20 protein-coding genes and 1 pseudogene are annotated in these 18,013 nt (G+C 66.9%); 11 read left to right on the top strand and 10 right to left on the bottom strand.

From position 1 onward, the window contains the following. Positions 1-7 precede the first annotated feature (7 nt). Positions 8-1,525 (top strand): cytochrome P450, encoded by a 1,518-nt coding sequence (locus tag D7D52_RS10290; protein WP_120736108.1) that lies wholly within the window; start codon positions 8-10, stop codon positions 1,523-1,525. Between the two features lie 9 nt (positions 1,526-1,534). Beyond that, positions 1,535-2,299, top strand: coding sequence for a TetR/AcrR family transcriptional regulator (locus tag D7D52_RS39855; protein WP_120736109.1), 765 nt, complete (start codon positions 1,535-1,537; stop codon positions 2,297-2,299). On the opposite strand, the gene D7D52_RS10300 is transcribed toward D7D52_RS39855, so the two are convergent. From D7D52_RS10300 to D7D52_RS10310, 3 genes are read right to left on the bottom strand one after another with little or no spacing between them, the layout of a single operon-like run. Next, on the bottom strand, positions 2,296-3,129 hold the full coding sequence (locus tag D7D52_RS10300) for a helix-turn-helix domain-containing protein (RefSeq protein ID WP_120736110.1): 834 nt from the start codon (positions 3,127-3,129) through the stop codon (positions 2,296-2,298). The two genes, D7D52_RS39855 and D7D52_RS10300, sit on opposite strands and share 4 nt — an antisense overlap. Next, positions 3,126-3,641 (bottom strand): DUF6879 family protein, encoded by a 516-nt coding sequence (locus tag D7D52_RS10305; protein ID WP_162958258.1) that lies wholly within the window; start codon positions 3,639-3,641, stop codon positions 3,126-3,128. The genes D7D52_RS10300 and D7D52_RS10305 overlap by 4 nt, the downstream gene beginning before the upstream one ends. Beyond that, entirely contained in the window at positions 3,619-3,948 is a 330-nt protein-coding gene (locus D7D52_RS10310) for a hypothetical protein (protein ID WP_120736112.1), read from the bottom strand. The genes D7D52_RS10305 and D7D52_RS10310 overlap by 23 nt, the downstream gene beginning before the upstream one ends. 200 nt (positions 3,949-4,148) lie before the next feature. On the opposite strand from D7D52_RS10310, the gene D7D52_RS10315 reads away from it, so the two are divergent. Then, positions 4,149-4,667, top strand: coding sequence for a hypothetical protein (locus D7D52_RS10315; protein WP_246023748.1), 519 nt, complete (start codon positions 4,149-4,151; stop codon positions 4,665-4,667). A 333-nt stretch (positions 4,668-5,000) separates the two neighbouring features. Here the strand turns inward: D7D52_RS10315 and D7D52_RS10320 are convergent, their stop codons facing one another. Beyond that, complete coding sequence (locus tag D7D52_RS10320; protein WP_162958259.1) at positions 5,001-5,261, bottom strand: hypothetical protein; 261 nt, start codon at positions 5,259-5,261, stop codon at positions 5,001-5,003. A 669-nt stretch (positions 5,262-5,930) separates the two neighbouring features. On the opposite strand from D7D52_RS10320, the gene D7D52_RS38660 reads away from it, so the two are divergent. From D7D52_RS38660 to D7D52_RS10335, 3 genes and pseudogenes are all read left to right on the top strand, one after another. Next, positions 5,931-6,569, top strand: coding sequence for a hypothetical protein (locus D7D52_RS38660; protein WP_222932806.1), 639 nt, complete (start codon positions 5,931-5,933; stop codon positions 6,567-6,569). A gap of 203 nt (positions 6,570-6,772) precedes the next feature. Next, a pseudogene (locus D7D52_RS40300) lies at positions 6,773-7,105 on the top strand (PEP-utilizing enzyme); the annotation flags it as partial. A 73-nt stretch (positions 7,106-7,178) separates the two neighbouring features. Further along, entirely contained in the window at positions 7,179-7,835 is a 657-nt protein-coding gene (locus D7D52_RS10335) for a hypothetical protein (RefSeq protein WP_246023749.1), read from the top strand. Between the two features lie 3 nt (positions 7,836-7,838). Here the strand turns inward: D7D52_RS10335 and D7D52_RS10340 are convergent, their stop codons facing one another. Together D7D52_RS10340 and D7D52_RS10345 are read right to left on the bottom strand one after the other, a co-directional pair. Further along, entirely contained in the window at positions 7,839-8,654 is an 816-nt protein-coding gene (locus D7D52_RS10340; RefSeq protein WP_120736117.1) for a class I SAM-dependent methyltransferase, read from the bottom strand. A 98-nt stretch (positions 8,655-8,752) separates the two neighbouring features. Then, positions 8,753-9,760: a bile acid:sodium symporter family protein gene (locus D7D52_RS10345; RefSeq protein WP_120736118.1), complete on the bottom strand. Its 1,008-nt coding sequence runs from the start codon at positions 9,758-9,760 to the stop codon at positions 8,753-8,755. Between the two features lie 83 nt (positions 9,761-9,843). Here D7D52_RS10345 and D7D52_RS10350 point away from each other — a divergent pair, with 83 nt between their 5' ends. Both D7D52_RS10350 and D7D52_RS10355 read left to right on the top strand, forming a co-directional pair. Continuing rightward, the gene (locus tag D7D52_RS10350) at positions 9,844-10,713 is read left to right on the top strand and encodes a LysR family transcriptional regulator (RefSeq protein WP_120736119.1); all 870 of its coding nucleotides are present in this window, start codon (positions 9,844-9,846) and stop codon (positions 10,711-10,713) included. 113 nt (positions 10,714-10,826) lie between these two features. Then, entirely contained in the window at positions 10,827-12,077 is a 1,251-nt protein-coding gene (locus D7D52_RS10355; RefSeq protein WP_246023751.1) for a glycosyltransferase 87 family protein, read from the top strand. Here D7D52_RS10355 and D7D52_RS10360 read toward each other — a convergent pair. Both D7D52_RS10360 and D7D52_RS10365 read right to left on the bottom strand, forming a co-directional pair. After that, positions 12,064-12,486, bottom strand: coding sequence for a tautomerase family protein (locus D7D52_RS10360; protein WP_120736120.1), 423 nt, complete (start codon positions 12,484-12,486; stop codon positions 12,064-12,066). The two genes, D7D52_RS10355 and D7D52_RS10360, sit on opposite strands and share 14 nt — an antisense overlap. A 31-nt stretch (positions 12,487-12,517) precedes the next feature. After that, on the bottom strand, positions 12,518-13,216 hold the full coding sequence (locus D7D52_RS10365; protein WP_120736121.1) for an SDR family oxidoreductase: 699 nt from the start codon (positions 13,214-13,216) through the stop codon (positions 12,518-12,520). 114 nt (positions 13,217-13,330) lie between these two features. Here D7D52_RS10365 and D7D52_RS10370 point away from each other — a divergent pair, with 114 nt between their 5' ends. The 3 genes from D7D52_RS10370 (at position 13,331) to D7D52_RS10375 (ending at position 15,833) form a co-directional block, all read left to right on the top strand. Beyond that, the gene (locus tag D7D52_RS10370; protein WP_120736122.1) at positions 13,331-13,924 is read left to right on the top strand and encodes a TetR/AcrR family transcriptional regulator; all 594 of its coding nucleotides are present in this window, start codon (positions 13,331-13,333) and stop codon (positions 13,922-13,924) included. 109 nt (positions 13,925-14,033) lie between these two features. Next, positions 14,034-14,207: a hypothetical protein gene (locus D7D52_RS37680; RefSeq protein WP_162958260.1), complete on the top strand. Its 174-nt coding sequence runs from the start codon at positions 14,034-14,036 to the stop codon at positions 14,205-14,207. A gap of 117 nt (positions 14,208-14,324) precedes the next feature. Continuing rightward, the gene (locus D7D52_RS10375) at positions 14,325-15,833 is read left to right on the top strand and encodes an AIM24 family protein (protein ID WP_246023753.1); all 1,509 of its coding nucleotides are present in this window, start codon (positions 14,325-14,327) and stop codon (positions 15,831-15,833) included. Here D7D52_RS10375 and D7D52_RS10380 read toward each other — a convergent pair. Together D7D52_RS10380 and D7D52_RS10385 are read right to left on the bottom strand one after the other, a co-directional pair. Next, complete coding sequence (locus D7D52_RS10380; protein WP_222932807.1) at positions 15,785-16,903, bottom strand: 2-hydroxycarboxylate transporter family protein; 1,119 nt, start codon at positions 16,901-16,903, stop codon at positions 15,785-15,787. The two genes, D7D52_RS10375 and D7D52_RS10380, sit on opposite strands and share 49 nt — an antisense overlap. A 6-nt stretch (positions 16,904-16,909) precedes the next feature. Beyond that, positions 16,910-17,989, bottom strand: coding sequence for a tartrate dehydrogenase (locus D7D52_RS10385; RefSeq protein ID WP_120736124.1), 1,080 nt, complete (start codon positions 17,987-17,989; stop codon positions 16,910-16,912). Positions 17,990-18,013 lie beyond the last annotated feature (24 nt).

Genomic DNA, 18,013 nt, shown 5'->3' on the forward strand with positions numbered 1-18,013 from the left:
CCGCGATATGACCGATACCTCCACGCAGCTGTTCCCGCCGCGCTGGGCGCCGACCTTCATTCGCTGGCACAACACGCGCGTCGGCTGGTGGCAGTCCTGGCGGCTGGCGCTGGGCATCCTGCCCCGGGTGCGCGACCACACCGTGCTCGATTACGCGACGACCCTGCCCGGCGCGGACGACGTGATGGTGGCGCGAGTGCCGTTCGCGCGCTTCGTGATCGTGCGCAGCCCCGAATTGGTGCGGCAGGTGCTGGTCACCAATCAGAACAACTACGCCAAGAGTCCGGAGTACGACATGCTCGCGGTCGCGTTCGGGCGCGGGCTGGTCACCGACTTCGATGACGAACAGTGGCAACGCAATCGGCGGCTGGTGCAGCCGATCTTCGCCAAGCGCAATGTGGACGGCTTCGCACCGGTCATGGTGGCGGCCGCGCGGGACGCGGTGGCGCGAATCCGAAGCCTGACCGCCGCCGGCGAGGTGATCGATGTGGGAGCCGAAATGAACAGGCTCACTTTGGATGTCACCTCGCGGACCATGTTCGGCACCGATATCACCGGGCCCATGTCCGAGGTGGTGCTGGAACGATTGCTGCGGTTCTTCGGGCGCGGGTTCATGACCAATCTCAGCCATCCGCTGCACAACATCTCGACCTGGGTGATGCAGCGGCGCGGCCGGGACGACGCACCCAATTCCCGTGTGCCGCTGCGGATCATGCGCGGCGCGGGCTGGTTGATCGAGCCGCGGGCGATGCGGGATCTGCGGCATGCCGAGCGGGTGGTGGACGGGCTGATCGCCGATCATCGCGCCGGGCGGATCGCGCGCAAGGACAATCTGCTGGCGCTGTTGATGGACGCCGAGGATCCCGAGACCGGTTACCGCTACAGCGATCAGGAGATCCACGACGAGCTGATGACCTTCATCGGCGCCGGAATGGAAACCACCGCAACGGCTTTGAGCTGGGTATGGCAGTTGCTGGCCGAGCATCCCGACGCGCGCGAGCGGCTGCGGCAGGAGGTGCGCGGGGTGCTGGGCGATCGGGCCGCGACCGCCGCCGACCTCGAACAGCTGCCGTGGACGCAGGCGGTGGTCGCCGAGACCATGCGGCTGCTGCCGCCGGTGATCGGGTTGGCCAGGACCGCCAAGGAACCCGATGTGCTGGGCGGATACGCGATCGAGCCCGGCACGACGGTCGCGGTCATCCTGCACGCGCTGCACCACCATCAGCGGGTGTGGGAGCGTCCCGAGGAATTCGACCCCAGCCGATTCCTGCCCGAAAACCTTGTGCGCGAACAGAAACGGGCCGCCATCCCGTTCGGCGCGGGTAAGCGCATGTGCGTGGCGTCGAGCTTCGCGAGCATGGAGGCGGCGCTGGTGGTCGCCACCTTCGCCCAGCAGCTGGAGTTCGACGCGGTCTCGCCCGAGCGGGTGCGCCGGCAGATCTCCTTCACCGGCGGGCCCGACGGGCCGCTGCCCATGCGCGCCCGGTTCCTGCCGCGCTCCGAGCCGGTGGACACCGCCGTATAGTCGAATCCCGTGAAACCGCCCCCGCATCTGCGCCCGCATCGCAGGCGTTCGGGCGGTCAGCGCTGGGACGAGCACAATATCGCGCGCCGCACCGCCATCCTCGAGGCCGCTCTCGCCCTGATCGAGGAGCACGAGCCCGGCGCGGAGATCTCCACCCAGCAGATCGCCGACCGCGCCGGTCTGGCCCGCTCGGTCGTCTACCGCCAGTTCCGCAATCGCGAGGATCTCGACGCCCGCGCCCGTGAATACGTCTTCGACGGCTACCTCACCGAATTCGAGGAGATCCTCGTCCTCGACCCCGCCAAGACCGTCGAGGACCTCATCTTCGACGTCATGCTCACCGTCGTCCGCTGGACCACCGACCACCCCAACCTCTACCGCTTCGCCCAGCAGGGCCCCCTCCCCGGCCACCCCACCGCCGACACCCTCACCACCTTCCGCCACCGCGTAGCCGACACCCTCTGGCGCCGATTCGCTTCCTGGACAACCGTTCTCGCCATCGACATCACCCCCTACCGCCCCCTCGCCTACGGCATAGTCGGCCTGGTCGAAGGCGTCATCTCCCACCACCTCTCCACCCCGCCCACCCCCACCCGCCCCACCCAACCCGCCCTGGCCCGCCTCCTCACCACCTCCACCTGGCACCTCCTGGCCGGCCACGCCGCAGACCAGGGCCACCCCCTCGACCGCACCACCCCCCTCTCCACCACCCTCGCCACGCTCCTGTCCTCCGCACCCGATCGTGCCAATCCGGAACAGCCAGTGGACAACTAAAGAGTTGAACTCTGCATGGCCTTGCGAATCAAAGCGCGCGCCGAGTCTCCGCCTACAGCCTGAGCTGCCAGCCGGGCGAAAGTTCGCTCATACAGTTCGATCTCACGCGGCTGTGTGACCGTCGACTCTGCGGTCACAGTCTCGATCAGCACGGTCGTCTGGTCATAGATCGCGAATTCCATTGTGCGGTAGAAGAACTCAGCCTGCAGCGGCACAATCGCGAGCATCACGTTGGGGAACGCCACTACTTTCGATAGCTGAGCAAGCTGTTCTCGCATGATGTCGGCGCTGCCGACCCGCCCGTAGAGCGCCGGTTCGCCGATCAGGAAATAGAACCGATGACGGCCCTGGCGAAGGACTGCTTGGCGTTTCATGCGCGCCGCGACAGCTACCTCGAGATCCTGGCTGATGTGAAGGAAGTCGGCGGCTGCCCCCAAGATCGCCCGGGCGTAGTCGGGGGTCTGCAGGAGTCCATGAATGACTTGGGGGTCGTAGCTACGAATGAGGCTGGTGCGCGCCTCGAGGTCTCCGATTTCCCCTTGATGACGGGCGTGCCCGGCACCGACGATCCGCCGCCACTCCATCCACGCGGCGTTCACGTTACGAAGGGTGGCCCTGAGATCGGGATACGCCAACTCCGCACCGGTGAGCCGGCACCATTGTTGGAGGTCGGCTTCGGTCAGAGAATGCGCACCGCTCTCGATCCTGGAAACCTTCGAAGCCGACCATCCGGCGAGTTCGGCGAGCTGGTATCCGCGCAGATTCGCCGCGGTTCGAAGGTCACGAAGTCGTGCTCCGAGATCGCGGCGTGCCTGTCGTACATCGGTCACTTGATGTAATCGTGGTGTCGAATAGCCTTGTCCCAGAGACGATCACGGACGGCTGCATAGTGCGCCGTCAGGGCTGAATCAGTAGTGGCCACCCAGCCCGGTAGCGCTGTTCCATCTTGCTCGAAAACCGTCCACGCCACGAGGTCCTCATCGAGCAGCCACCAATCGTCGTCCGGGAGCTCCTCGGGCGCGACCTCTCTCGGCAACCAGCGGATATCCTCCCCCGCGTCCAGATTCCCCGGGGTGGTCGCGACCGCGAACCGGACGTAATCCGTGTGCGGCTCGGTGACCACCCGGACCCGTTGCACGGACGTACCGGACGCGGTGACTTCTCGAACGAGCGTGTACCACTGTGCGGTAAAGGCTGGTTCGAGAGGCCGGCCGGCGGCAAACCTCTCCAGCGCGTCGGCCTCGCCCGGCACTCCGGTGTAGTCGTCGCGCACTTCGAGGTGGAACGCGCGCTTGTGGCCGCGAAACTCGGCTACGAGGTCATCGAAGCCCATGTGGCGCATCCGGCCTCCGTTCCTCGCCAACGGCGACTTCCACCGCGGCCTCGTGGCCCGGCGCGTCGATGATCCCCAGGGCTTCGGGATCGGTGACAGGTTCGCCTACGAGCATGAACGTGCCATGCCCGGTGTCGTCCAGCTTCACACCGAAGCAACTTCCGCGGGTCACGAATTGAAGCAACCGGTGCGGTATCTCGATCTTTCCCGGCTGATCCGTGCGCCAGCCCTGGACAACATAGGTGCCCCGATCGCTGCGGTACAACGTGGGTGATTGACCGTTCGTGGAGTCTCCGCCGAGCCATTCCAGCCTCATGGAGCTTCCCCCTTGGTGTCGTGAACTTGCACTGACGGGATCAATGGTCTCGAGTTTCGACTGGTCAGGTCAATCTTCTGTGCAAGTAACTGCAAGATGCTCGCGGCGGAAGGTCTTGCGTTCGTAGCGTCGAAGCAGGCGATCGGGAGGATCGGACAGCTAACACCCGGTTGTCGCATCGGCAACGGACAGGGGGCGAAATGAACGGGCGTACAAGGCTCTACGAGTTCCCCGGCGGGTTTCTGGAGCTGCAGAGCACCGACAACTCCGACGCCCACGGAGGGTTCATCCTGCAATTCAGCGATCACGAGGTGGTCGACGGCCGCCAGAACGGAGAACCGGTAATGCGTTACAGGCCAACAGCTCTCGGCTACCTCCGCACCGACGTCTCCGGTCTCGCTCAACTCTGGGACGAGTCCGAGGTGAGGCGACTCGCCCAACGACTCGGCTACGACTTCGCCGGCCTCGTCATCTACGACCCGCTCTCCGGCCGCCCGCCCCTCGCCCGCCTGCGCGCCCAAGCCACCAAACTCGCCGCCGAAGCCGTCATCACCCCCGGCCCCGAACACTTCCCCCACGGCCAAATCCCCGCAGCCCTGATCCAAAAACTGGACGTCATCACCGTCCACCCGGAGGCCACATACGCCCGCCCCGCCATCCCCGGCATTTCACACCCCGCCAGCGGCATAGAGCGGATCCCTCCAGTTCCCCGCCGGTAGGCAGCCGACCGATACTGCCACCATGGCAAACCCCGCTGGATAGGCGTGGGAGCGTCGAGATTCGCGCGGGTCGAGCGACCATCGTGCTGGCAGATGACGCGGAGCGACAGGCGCTGGCTGCGCATATGGTCGCTCGCTACTGCGAGGACCGCTATCCGAACATGCGGATGTGGGAGGAACAACAGCACAGCTGGTACGTCGAGGACCTCCGTGACTGGACCAGCGGTGATGGCTGGTCCGGGCCGGGCGGGGGCGCTTGAACGGTCTCGGTCGGCTCCAGCTGTGGACCGCCGACCCTGGGGGTCGGTCGGCAGATCCACGGGGCGGAACAGATCAGCCGCAGGTGAGCGGGGTGGTGCAGGGGCGGTCGGCGCTGCCGGTGATCAGGTTGAGGATGTTGATGACGGCGCTGCCGCTGTCGGGGGTGTTGATCGGCTGCACGGCGGTCGGCTGAGCTGCGGGCGAGGCAGACTCCAGCGGAATCCCGTTGTCCGCGACGGGTGCGGCACCCGCGATCGCGGATCCGCCTGCGATCGCGCCGGTCGCGAGCACGCCGATCAGCCCAGCGCGCAGAGTAGAACGAACAGTCGTCATAGCCTGAAAACCTTTCTATTGGAACGGGAAGCGCTACGACCATGTCAAGCTCGGCCCGGTGGAGACAGACACATGTTTCGGTGCCCCGAGTTCCGGGGGATCCGGCGGCCAGACCCAGCAGGGAGGCCGAGGGGCCGAGCAAAGGCGTTGAGACGAAGGTCTTTTGGCGGATTTGGCCGAGTCTGTCGACTTGTCGGTGGCTGGTCGTAGTGTTCGCGGAATGAACTGGGGACCGCGGTTGGAGTTGTGGGAACGGATCTACGGCAGAGATTTCGAGGGGTTGGTCGTGGTATGACTCGCACTACTCCGCCCCGCCCGGCCGATCTCGAGGCCGCGTTTCCCGAACTCGCGTCACTGGCCCGCACCGCGACTCGGCTGCACCCGCGTCCGGGAATCCCCTCGCCACAAGACAGTTCGATCGGCGGCCCGCTCTTGTGGCCGGCGAGCGAGCCTTGGCCGCACTGTGGCGAGGTCGCCCACCACACGAGTCCAATCCCGCTGATGTCAGTGGCGGACGCCAGGCTGCGACAGCGCCTCGCGGCGGCCAGAGACAGCAGGGCGGCGGCCAGACCCAGCAGGGAGGGGTGGGGATACAACCCCTACACCCCTGAGGAGCGAGCGATCCTCGAACAGATCCAGGCACAGGACAAACCTGAGGGCCCTGTCTCGATGCTGCCGGTCGCCCAGTTGTATTTGCGTGATGTGCCCGGTCTACGCCCACCCGAGGGGTCGGATCTGCTGCAGGTGTTGTGGTGCCCCTTCGAACACGACGACGGCATGCCCACGACCGCGCTGTTCTGGCGGACCGCGGCGGCGGTTTCCGACATTCTGCTCGCCCCACCGGAACCCGCGGCCATCTACGGGGTGTTCTACGTCCCCGAGCCGTGCTTGGTCCATCCGGAAGAGGTGATCGAATACCCGAGTGCGCTCGAGCTCGGGAAGGAGATGCGCGAACGACTGGAACGGTGGGCCGTCACCGAGTTCGGCATCGAATACCTGGACTTGTGTATTCCGCCTGGCTGCAAGGTCGGCGGCTATATCAACTGGGGCATGACGGACGCTTATCCCACCCCCTGTCCCACCTGCGGCACCCCGACCGAGCCGCTACTGACGATCTCCGGCAAGGAGTGGTACTTCGACGTCCACCACTGGATCCCGTACGAGGATCAGGCCGACAACCTCGCATGGGGTCCCGGACAAGACGGCCCGGCAAGGCCCACCCGGATCTGTGTCTCCGACGACAACGCCCAGATCATCCAAATCTGCCCAGCATCACCTGAGCACCCACACACCCAGATAATGCAATAACCAAACCGGCTGCGACCAGAACTGGCCTGACAGGCCGGGTCGATCATCGAGGCACCAGCACCGGATCTGCCTTGGGCCTGGGCGCAACGGTTTTCACGGTCTGCGTCTTCGCGCAGCTGCTGCTGGGCGCGGGAGTAGGGCGACACCTGTAGTGAGTCAACTAGTAGTTGACGAACAGTTGTTCGTCAACTACTAGTTGACCTATGGACGCGACACTGCGGGAGGGAGGAACCGTGAGGTCCGATGCCTCGATTGTCACCGGAATCCCGGCCAGCCGCGGCATCGCTGCCGGCCCGGTCCGGCTCGTACACGGTGTCGACGACTTCGACTCGGTACAGCCTGGCGATGTCATCGTCTGTGGCACAACCGATCCCGCGTGGACCGCGCTGTTCGGTATCGCCGCCGCCGTGGTGACCGAGAGCGGAGGAATTCTCTCGCACGCGGCAATCGTCGCCCGCGAGTACGGGATTCCCGCCGTGGTCGCGGCAACAGGGGCTATGGCAGCACTGGCGAGTCATCGCGACGTTTCGGTCGATGGGACCACTGGATGTATCCGGCCACTCACCCGACCCGATATCGATGCCGCTCCATCAGGCGTGGTGAAACCACATGAAAGGCAGGCTCCCGATGGGCCACGTCTCGAGCAGTTCCCTGCTCGCGCTGCACGCCATCCGCCTCGGCGGATTCGTGGGTACCCAAGCGGTGGCCGACCGATACCGAATGCCCCCCGGCCTCGCTGAATCGCACATAAGGGACTTCCGAGAGCGCGGTTGGATCAGCCGCTTCCATTTCGCGACGGACGCAGGATGGTCGCTCACGGCAAGCGGGCGGCGAGAGAACGAGCGCCTGCTCGCCGACGAGCTCGCCGAGTGCGGGGCAAAACCGTTGGTGGAAACCGTTTATCGCGCGTTTCTCCCACCGAACACACGATTGGTGCAGGCTTGCACAGCCTGGCAGCTGACCATCCTTCCCGACGGCAGCATCCGTGACAACGATCACCACGACACCCAGCACGATGCTCGAATACTGGCCGAATTATCAAGCCTCGCAGACGAATTACTACCACTGACAACCGAGCTCACCGACCGAATCTCACGCTTCTCCGGCTACCACTCTCGCTTCTCCACCGCCCTCTCCCAGGCCGCCGACAACCCCGACATGGTCACCGGCATCAAGAACGGTTCCGCCCACCAAGTCTGGTTCGAACTACACGAAGACCTCCTCGCCACACTGGGAATCGACAGATCACTCCCCTCGACCCCATAACCCTCACAGATCGGTCAGGTCGGCCTTGCGGGCCCAGACTCGGATTGTGGGTGGGGCGTGGAACCATTGTTGGTCGTCTTCGAGGTCGGCTTGGGCGGCGGTGATCAGGGTGGGTGGGATGCCCAGGGGGATCAGGGCGTTGCGGGATTGGGTCCAGGTGAGGTTCCACACGCGGGCGGTGGGGGAGGCGCCGCGGAAGAGGGGGATTTCGGCTTCCGCTTGGATGTCGGTGAGGCCGAGGGAGTTCAAGTGGGTGGGTAGGGTTCGTGCCCAGGATTGGTTGGCGCCGGCGAGTTCGGTCGAGTGGGCGAAGGCGCGCCAGACTTCGCCGAAAGGGCCTGGCATTTCGGCGGGTACGCCCAGGCCGTCGCCTTCCTCCAGGAGCAGGATGCCGCCGGGGGCCAGGGCGCGGGCCAGGCGGCGCAGGACGATGTCGCGGTCGGCTATGTGCAGGAGGACGAATCGGGTGTGAACGAAATCGAAGGCGTGTGCGGGGATTTCGTCGGTGACGAGGTCGAGTTGGGCGACTTCGCCGCCCAGGGCGGGTAGGTCGGTGAGGTGGCGGGTGTCGGCGTCGACAGCGAGGACTCGGCCGCCGGGTAGCGCGGTGCCGCACAGCCAGCGGGCGAAGGATCCGCCGCCGGCTCCGGCTTCCAGGCACCGCCATCCCGCGCTCACGCCGAGCCGTTGCGCGAGCGCGATGCTTCCCGGGTCGTAGGCCGCGCCGAGCAGGGCGAGGCGTTCGGCGGCGAAATCCCAGTCGTTCGGCAGGGTGTAGTGCGGGGTGCCTGGCAAGGGGGTTTCTGAAGACCAGCTCATGCCCGGACGTTAGGGCGGTCGCCCTAGGTCACGGGGTGGTTTTCGGGACTGGTGATCGGTTCCACACGGCCGGAGAGGATTCGGCTTCGGGTTGGCGATCACACCAGTTCGGCTGTGGTGCTGGGGGATTCGGTGAGCACGGGTTCGGGCTGGCGGGCGTAGTGCTGGGCCAGGTAGGCGCAGGTGAACAGTTGAATCTGGTGGAAGAGCATGAGGGGCAGGACGATCAGGCCGACGGGGTGGCCGGCGAACAGTACCGAGGCCATGGGCAGGCCGGTGGCGAGGCTTTTCTTGGAGCCGCAGAAGGTGACCACGATGCGGTCTTCGCGGGAGAAGCGCAGGAGGCGGCTGGTGAGGGAGGTCAGGGTCAATACCAGGGCCAGCAGGGCGGCGCAGAGCAGCACGGTCGAGATGAGCACGCGGGCGGAGAGTCCGTGCCAGATGCCTTCTGTGACACCGGCACTGAAGGCGGAGTAGACGACCAGGTAGACCGAGCCGCGGTCGACGGTTTTGGTGGCGGACGGGCGGGAGAGCAGCCAGCCCAGGTGCGGGCGCAGGAGTTGGCCGGCCAGGAACGGAAGCAGCAGCTGCACCACGATGGCCAGGATCGCAGTGGGTGAAACGTGAACGCCCGCAGTGGTGTTCATGCACGCCATCACCAGCAGCGGGGTCGCGAAGACGCCGATCAGATTGGACAGGGAGGCGCTGACGACCGCGCCCGCCACATTGCCGCGCGCCATGGAGGTGAAGGCGATGGAGGATTGGACGGTCGAGGGGACCAGGCACAGGAACAGGACGCCGGTGTAGAGGTCGGGGGTGAGCACGGACGGGACCAGCGGGCGCAGGGCCAGGCCGAGCAGGGGGAACAGGACGAAGGTGGCGGTGAGCACGGTGGCGTGCAGTCGCCAGTGGCGCAGGCCGGCCAGCGCTTCCCGCGGTTTCAGGCGGGCGCCGTAGAGCAGGAACAGCAGCGCGATGGCGATCTTGGTGGCCCAGTCGAGGGCCTCCGCCGCGCCGCCGCGGGCGGGCAGCAGGGCAGCCAACACGACGGTGGCGAGGATGCCGAGCATGAAGGAATCGATGCGGAGTTTGGCCAGTAGCTGCACTCTTTCGACGGTAGGGTCACAGCTATAGATCGCGATAGGCGTTCGATCCGATATCTCCCATCGCGATGCGTGATAATTGCGTCATGTTCGAACCCGAGCTGCTACGCACCTTCCTCGCCGTCGAACGGGCCGGTGGCTTCACCGCCGCGGGCCGTCAGCTGGGCCTGCGCCAATCCACGGTGAGCGGTCACATCGCCCGTCTCGAACAGGCCGCCGGGCGCGAGCTGTTCCGCCGCGACACCCGCAATCTCGCGCTCACCGCCGACGGCGCGGCCATGATCGGCTTCGCCCGCACCATCCTCGACGCCCAGGCGCAGGCCGCGGCCTACTTCTCCGGTTCCACCCTCACCGGCCTGATTCGCCTCGGCGCCTCCGACGATGTGATGGCCCGCGCACTGCCCGACATCCTGGTGGAATTCCAGCGCACCCATCCGGGCGTGGATCTGGAACTCACCGTCGGCCTGAGCGAAACCCTCAAGTCCCGCATGGCCGCCGGCGAACTGGACCTCGTCTTCGGCAAGCGACTGCCCGGCGAACGGCACGGCACCCTGCTGTGGCGAGACCGGCTGGTGTGGGCGGGCCGCAGCGCCACAACGGAATTCGACGATCCGGTGCCGTTGATCACGTACCCGAAACCGAGCCTGACCCGGCAGCTGGCCTTGCGCGCCCTGAAGCACGCGGGCCGCACCTGCCGCGTCACCTGCGTCAGCGACAGCCTGCTCGGGCTGCGGGCGGCCGCGCTGGCGGGACTCGGTGTGATCGTGCACGCCGAGGGCGTCCTGCCCGAGGGACTGGTATCACTCAACGACCCCAGACTGCCCGAATTGGGCGATCTGGATTTCGTTCTCATGCACCGCCGCACCCGCCTGTCCGAACCGGAGCGGGCGCTCGCCGAGGCCATCACCGTCAATACCCGCCGCCTATCACTCCAGACCACACGGTCGGCCACGTGAGGAAAGCGGCCGCAACGCGTTGTAGGGTGCTGGACGGGCAGGCTGAAGCCTCACATATTCAGCGGTTAGCAGAGCTCGACAGGGTGGTATCGCACAGCTGAGGTGGGTTGCTCTTGATCGGTGTAAGGACGAAAGACCGTGCGGGTGTTGCCGATTCCCGTGTAGCGCCGCCGACCCGGAGCAGAACGACGCTGTTCGTCCTGATCTTCGGCGCGGCGCTGTCGCTGGTATTGATCTTCACGACGGTGGATCCGTGGCTGGACCAGGTGGGCTTCCTGGTGGGCGGCTTCGATGTGCACGTCTACCGCGACGGCGCGTGGAAGATCTACAACCACCATCCGCTCTACACCGAGACGACGCATCGCGGCCTGTCCTACACGTATACGCCGTTCTCCACGCTGATCTTCCTGCCGATTCTGGCGATACCGTTCGAGGCGGTCACCAATACCTGGCTGGTCCTCAACATCTGCGTGCTCTACGCCTGTGTCCTGTTGTGCTGGAAGGTACTCGGCTACCGCCTGACCTGGCGGCTGGCCGGACTCAGCGTATTGCTCGCCGCCACCTGCATGTTCCTGGATCCGGTGCGCACCACCCTGTACTACGGGCAGATCAACCTGGTGCTGATGGCCTTGATCCTCTGGGATTTCTCCCGCCCCGAGCACAGCCGATTGCGCGGCATCGGCACCGGGCTCGCGGCCGGAATCAAGTTGGTGCCACTGTATTTCGTCGCCCAGTTCCTGGTGCTGCGGCAGTGGCGGGCAGCGGTGACGGCCTCGGCGGTGTTCGCGCTGACGATCCTGGTCGCGGGGGCGGCGCTGCCGTCGGATTCGCGCCAGTACTGGACCAAGACGTTCTTCCAGTCCGACCGCATCGCCCCCGACACCCAGCCCGCCAATCAGTCCCTGCGCGGCACGGTCGCCCATCTCACGGGACATCAAGTGCCGCAATGGCTGTGGCTGCTGCTGGCCGTGCCGATCGCGATCGGCGGCCTGCTGCTCGCCGCGGCGCTCTACAACCGCGGCGAGAAGCTGCTCACCGTGACCGTCGCGGGCCTGACCTCGTGCGTGGTGTCGCCGTTCTCGTGGAATCACCACTGGGTGTGGTTCCTGCCGCTGTTCGTGTACCTGGTCCATCGCGCCCAGTCGAATCCGCGCTGGTGGTCGGCCGCCGGTTTCCTGTATCTGGCCACCGGCGCGTGGGCGTACCACTGGACCGACACCTGGGTGGTGGTCGGCTGGTTCCTGTTCCCGCCGTCGTGGCCGATCTCGCAGATCCTGTTGAACTGCTACGTGATCGTCTACGCGGTGATCGTCGGCTGCGTGCTCTACCAGCTCCGGCGGCGGCGGGCGCTCAGTACGGCATAGGCCGATTCGCCGCCGCCCACGCCTTTTCCGCGTCGGAGCCCGAGGCGGGCGGCCACAGGCCCGCGATCATCCATTGATCGCGCGGCGTGTCCTCGATGTGGAATTCGCTGTGCAGCCCGCGATCTCCCGCGTACGGACGGATGACATCCGCCAGCCGCTCGGTCATGCGCTTGCGGCCCTCCGCGGTGTCGAGGTGACGGGCCAGGTGTTTGACGACCACCCGCACGGTGTCACCCGACGGTTTGCCGCTCACGAAGACCGAGGTCGGCGGCATCTCGTGGAACTGCACGACCACATAGAACGCGGGCAGCCCGACCCGCGTGTAGATCTCGGTGATATCGGCCGCGAAATCCTGCTTGTCCTGCTCGGTGTAGGTGTCGACGGGATGGTAGATGTGCCACAACGGCATTGGGGTAACTCCGTTCTCGGGATTCGATGGTTCAGCGGATGCGGACGGCGAGGTTCTCGACGGGACCGGACAGCGCCGCCTTCACCTGCCGGGTCAGGTCGTCGACGAGCACCTCGAGCTCACCCTTGGCGACACCGTCGAGAACGGCCTCGGCAACCCCTGCGGGACTGATCTTCTCGGCGATGATCCCCTTCACCATGTCGGTGTCGGCGAAGCCGAGGTGCACCCCGACCACCTGCGTCCCCTGCCCCGCCAGCTCCAGCCGCAGCGAATTGGTCAGCGACCAGAACGCCGCCTTGGACGCGCCGTAGGCCGCGCCGCCGGCCACCCAGGACAGCACGGAATGGATATCGACCAGTGCGCCACCGCCATTGGCGGCCAGGATGGGCGCGAAGGTCTGCGCGATGCGCAGCGGGCCGATCACATTGGTCTCGAAAGTGGCTCGGACATCGTCGATATCGGCCGTCAGCAGCGGCGCCGGGTGCAGCACGCCCGCATTGTTGACGACGATCCCCACATCCCCGGCGACACCGGCGACCGCGGCGACGGAATCCGGATCGGTGACCTCCAGTGCGAGCGGCACCACGCGCGGGTCCGCACCGGCGACGGGCCGGCGCGCGGTCGCGTACACCTTGCTCGCGCCGCGGCGCAGCAATTCGTCCACGAACGCCCGCCCGAGTCCGCGCTGTCCGCCGGTGACCAGGGCTACCGCGCCCTCGATCTCGGTCATGTCGATGCCTCCCGTTTTAGATTATGAGCGTCAACTATCGCTTAGATTATGAGCATCATCTAAGCTGGACGGCAAGACCGAATCCGCCCGCGCGCCCGAAAGGAAGGGATCGACATGCCCCGCGCTTCCCGAGCCCAGGCCGAGTCGCACCGCCGGGAGGTGCTGGACGCCGCGGCGGCGCTGGTACGCGGCCGCGGCGTCCACGGGGTGACGGTGCCGGAGGTGATGGCCGCCGCCGGACTCACCCACGGCGGGTTCTACCGGCACTTCCAATCCAAGGAAGACCTTGTCGCGCAGGCCTGTTCGGCCGCCAACACCGCAATGAACGAGGAGCGGACGCGAATTCGGGCGGCCGCGCCCGATGCGGCGACGGCTCGCCGGACCTTCCTCGAGCGATACCTGTCGGGCAAGCATCGCGACGCCCCGTCCCAGGGCTGCGGAATCGCCGCGCTCGCAGGCGATGTCGCGCGCACCCAGGCCGACAGCCAGCTGCGCGAGGTGTATCGGCGGGGTCTGCGCGAATTCGCCGATCAGCTCGACGAACTGGGCGAACGCTCCGGCCCGGAGATCGACGACGAATCGCTGGTGGAGCTCGCGCTTTTGGCCGGCGCGCTCCTGCTGTCGCGCGCCAGCGCCGGGGACGAGTTGTCGGAACGCATTCTCGCGGCCGCCCGCGACCACCTGCTAGCCAACCGACCGGTCGGCTAACGGACCGCATCCGTTACACAAGCGTTCCACAACCTACATCCGAATCGCCCCGGCGCTGGGAACCCCTCTGTCGCAGACCTTTCGCGAGCGAACGACCGAGGAGGACGCCATGAAGGAGCCGGTGTGCATCGATTGCTGGCGGCGTGAGAACCTCACGTTCGCTCAGCGTCTCGATCCCGCGTTCATCAAGCCGGGCCCGAAATACCGTTGTGCGACGCATCGTGCGATGTACGAGGCGGACGTGCCGGGCGCCGAGCGCATCGATCACGACGAAGCCGCCTGACGGGTCGGCTATCTCTCGGGGAATTCCCGGATGGCCTCGGCCGCGAAGATTCGACACACTGGTTGCTGTGAATCGGTTTTTGCCTGCGCCGGCACGCGGCGAACGCGAGGGGACACGGTGACCGCGCTCGCCCGTGGGGAGAATCGGCCCGCGCCCGCCGATCGATTGACCGTCACGGTGCACTGTTCGGTCGCGGTCGACGTGTCCGCGCTGCTGTTGGGGGCCGACGGCCGGGTGCGCTCGGACGGCGACTTCGTCTTCTTCAATCAACCGGTCGCCCCCGGTGTGGTCTACCGGCACGGGCGCGGCGCCGGGGACATGGTCGACATCCAAACCTCCGCGCTCCCCGCCGATGTGGACAAGGTCGCCGTCACCGCCAGCCTGGACGGCAGCGGGCCCGCGACCTTCGCCGGGGTGGGCACGCTGGTCGCCACCATCGGATCCGACGCGGGCACACTGACATTCCCCATGGATCGGCTCAGCACCGAGGCGGCCGTGGTGTGCGTGGAGGTCTATCGGCGCGGGGACGCGTGGAAGGTGCGCGCGGTCGGGCAGGGCTACGACAACGGATTGGCCGGGCTGGCAGCGGCATTCGGCGTCAATATCGACGACGAGCCCGAACCGCCCGTCGCCCCGCCACAATCCACGACTCCCCCGCCGTCGCAGCCCATGGCACCGCCTGCCCCGCCGCAGCCGGGTTTCGCGCAACAGCAGTTCCTGGCGTCCCGGACCGCACCCACGCAGGGCTTCACCCCACCGGTCTCGCCGCCCCAGCCCCTCGCGTCCCCGCCGCCTCACCCTCCGGCCCAGCCCTACACCCCGGCCCCGCCGCCCTATCAGCCCGCGGCCGCCATGCCGAATTTCCCAGCGTCACAAGGAGTCCCGTCCGTGCAGAGCGAACTGTTCGATCCGAATCACGCCGAGGTCAGCGGTTTCGGCATTCAGAAGCAGGGCAGCAAGATGATCCGGGTCGCGGTGAACGGGCAGACGCTGGCGCGGGCCGGGTCCATGGTGGCCTATCAGGGCGATCTGCATTTCAAGGCGCTCGGCTCCGGCGGCATCGGCCGCGCCATCCAGCAGCGGCTCACCGGTGAGGGCGTGCCGCTGATGGAGGTGAGCGGGCAGGGCGATCTGTTCCTGGCCAATGCCGCCGCCGACGTGCACACCGTGGATCTGGACGGCACCGACGGCCTGACCATCAATGGCGCGAACGTCCTGGCCTTCGATTCGACGCTGTCCTACAACATTCAGCGTGTGCAGGGCGCGGCCGGGTACGCCAGCAACGCGGGGTTCTTCAACTGCGTCTTCACCGGTCGCGGCCGCATCGCCATCACCACCCACGGCCAGCCGGTGGTGCTCAATGTCGATCAGCCGACCTATGCCGATCCGCAGGCCGCGGTGGCGTGGTCGTCGAGCCTGCACACCGGAATCAAGCGCAACGACTCCTTCGGCTTCAGCCGCTTGATCGGCCGCAGCACCGGGGAGGGGCTGACCCTGTCGTTCCAGGGCCGCGGCTTCGTCATCGTGCAGCCGTCCGAACTGCCGCCGGGCGGCTTCATCGGCGGCACCGGCGGCGGTCAGGAGGCCGGGCAGTCCGGCGGGCTGCTGGGCGGACTGCTCGGCTGATCGCCCGGACTCACCCCAGCAGGCGGATGAGCCAGGCCGCGGTGATCACCGTGCTCACTCCGCCTATCCGGGTCGAGATCTGCGCGAAGGGCATGAGATTCATGCGATCGGCGGCGGACAGGATGGCCACGTCGCCGGTCCCGCCCAGGCCGCTGTGGCAGACGGTGACGAGTGCGGCGTCCACCGGGTACATGCCGATGGCGCGACCGACCAGGAAACCGGTGAGCGCCATGGCGAGAACGACCGCGGTACAGGCGATCACGTAGCCGACGAGCGCGTAGTTCGGCTCCCGGCGCACAATCGGCCCGGAATCGGGTGCCGGCATGCCGATTTCGGCGACGGGGTCGCACCAGCGCTCCCCCGCCGTCCAGCCGCGGCCGCCGCTCCCCGAGCCGGCGCAGCGCACCGGCGGTGATGATGGCGGCGATATTGCCGATGATCGCGGCCGGGATCAGCTCCGCCACATAGCTTCCCGGCTCACCGCCGAGCGCCGAGGCATACGCCGAGGACAGCGGAATCACGCCCTCCCCGATGCCGCCGCCCAGGATCGGGACCACGATGTAGAACAGGGCCCGGTGAAAGCCGTTGCCGAACAGCATCGCCACCCCGATCCCCACCGCGACCGCCGCCACCGTGCCCGCCAGCAGCGGCGGGAAGACGCGGATCAGACCGCCGACCATGAGCCGGCGGCTCATGCCCAGAATGCTGCCCACCACCAGGGTGGCGATCACGAAGTAGAGGAAGTTGGCCTGCTTCATGAGCACGGTCACCGCCCGCACGGTATTGCCGTCGAACACCTTGGCGTACACCAGGATCGAGGGCGTCAGCAGGCAGACCAGCGCGCCTCCGCCGATGCGGGAGACGAGCGGCAGCCGGTTACCGAGCGGCCCGAGCAGCATGCCCAGGCCGACGATCACCGCCAGCCCGCCGATCATGTTCTCCGGGATGGCCCGGAACCCGCCGGCCAGTAGTACCAGCGCTGTCAGCGCCACCGGGATCAGCAGCGGGGCGCCGTCCAGATCCGGCAGCGGGTACCGGGTCGCGCGGCGCACTCTGTCGAGGGAACTCATTGCCGCTCACCGGATTTCCAGCGCCGCGCGGATCGCCTTGCCGAGCGACTCCGTGGTCCCGGCGCCGCCCAGGTCGGGGGTGAGAGTGTCACCGCCGTGCGCCAGCACCGATTCGACCGCCGCCAGCACGGTGGCGGCCGCGGCGTGCTCGCCGAGATGGTCGAGCATCATGGCCGCGCTCCAGATCTGGCCGACTGGATTGGCGATGCCGCGCCCGGCGATATCGGGCGCGGACCCGTGCACCGGCTCGAAAAGGCTGGGAAAGCGGTGCTCGGGGTTGATGTTCCCGCTCGGGGCGATGCCGATGGTGCCGGTGCAGGCGGGCCCGAGATCGCTGAGGATGTCACCGAAGAGATTGCTGGCCACCACCACGTCGAAACGGTCGGGATGCAGCACGAAATTCGCGGCCAGAATATCGATGTGGTACTTGTCCACCTCGACGTCCGGATAATCCCGGGCCAGGGCCTCGACCCGTTCGTCCCAGTACGGCATGGAAATGGAGATGCCATTGCTCTTGGTCGCCGAGGTGAGATGTGCGCGCGGCCGCCGCCGCGCCAGCTCGAATGCGTAACGCAGAATCCGGTCGACTCCGGTGCGGGTCATGACGGTTTCCTGCACGACCGTTTCCCGGTCCGTGCCCTCGAAGATCCGGCCGCCGATACTGGAGTATTCGCCCTCGGTGTTCTCGCGCACCACGAAGAAATCGATATCGCCCGGCTGTCGCCCGGCCAGCGGGCTCTTCACGCCGGGCAGCAGCCGCACCGGCCGCAGGCTCACGTATTGATCGAAATGCCTGCGGAACTGGAGCAGGCTGCCCCACAACGAGATGTGGTCGGGCACCACCTCGTGCCAGCCCACCGCGCCGAAGAACAGGGCGTCGAAGGACTTCAACCGGTCGAACCAGTTGTCCGGCAGCATTTTTCCGTGCGCGGTGTAATAGTCGGCGCTGGCGAAGTCGAAGTATTCGAGATCGAGTGTGAAATCGTGGGCCGCCGCCACGCCCTCCAGCACCCGGATTCCCTCGGGGACGACTTCCTTCCCGATCCCATCGCCCGGAATTACCGCGATGCGGTGCACGGTCGCCATTGTTCTGCCGCCTTTCCGCCGACC

Source organism: Nocardia yunnanensis, from assembly GCF_003626895.1.
In the GTDB taxonomy this organism is placed as follows: Bacteria; Actinomycetota; Actinomycetes; order Mycobacteriales; family Mycobacteriaceae; genus Nocardia; species Nocardia yunnanensis.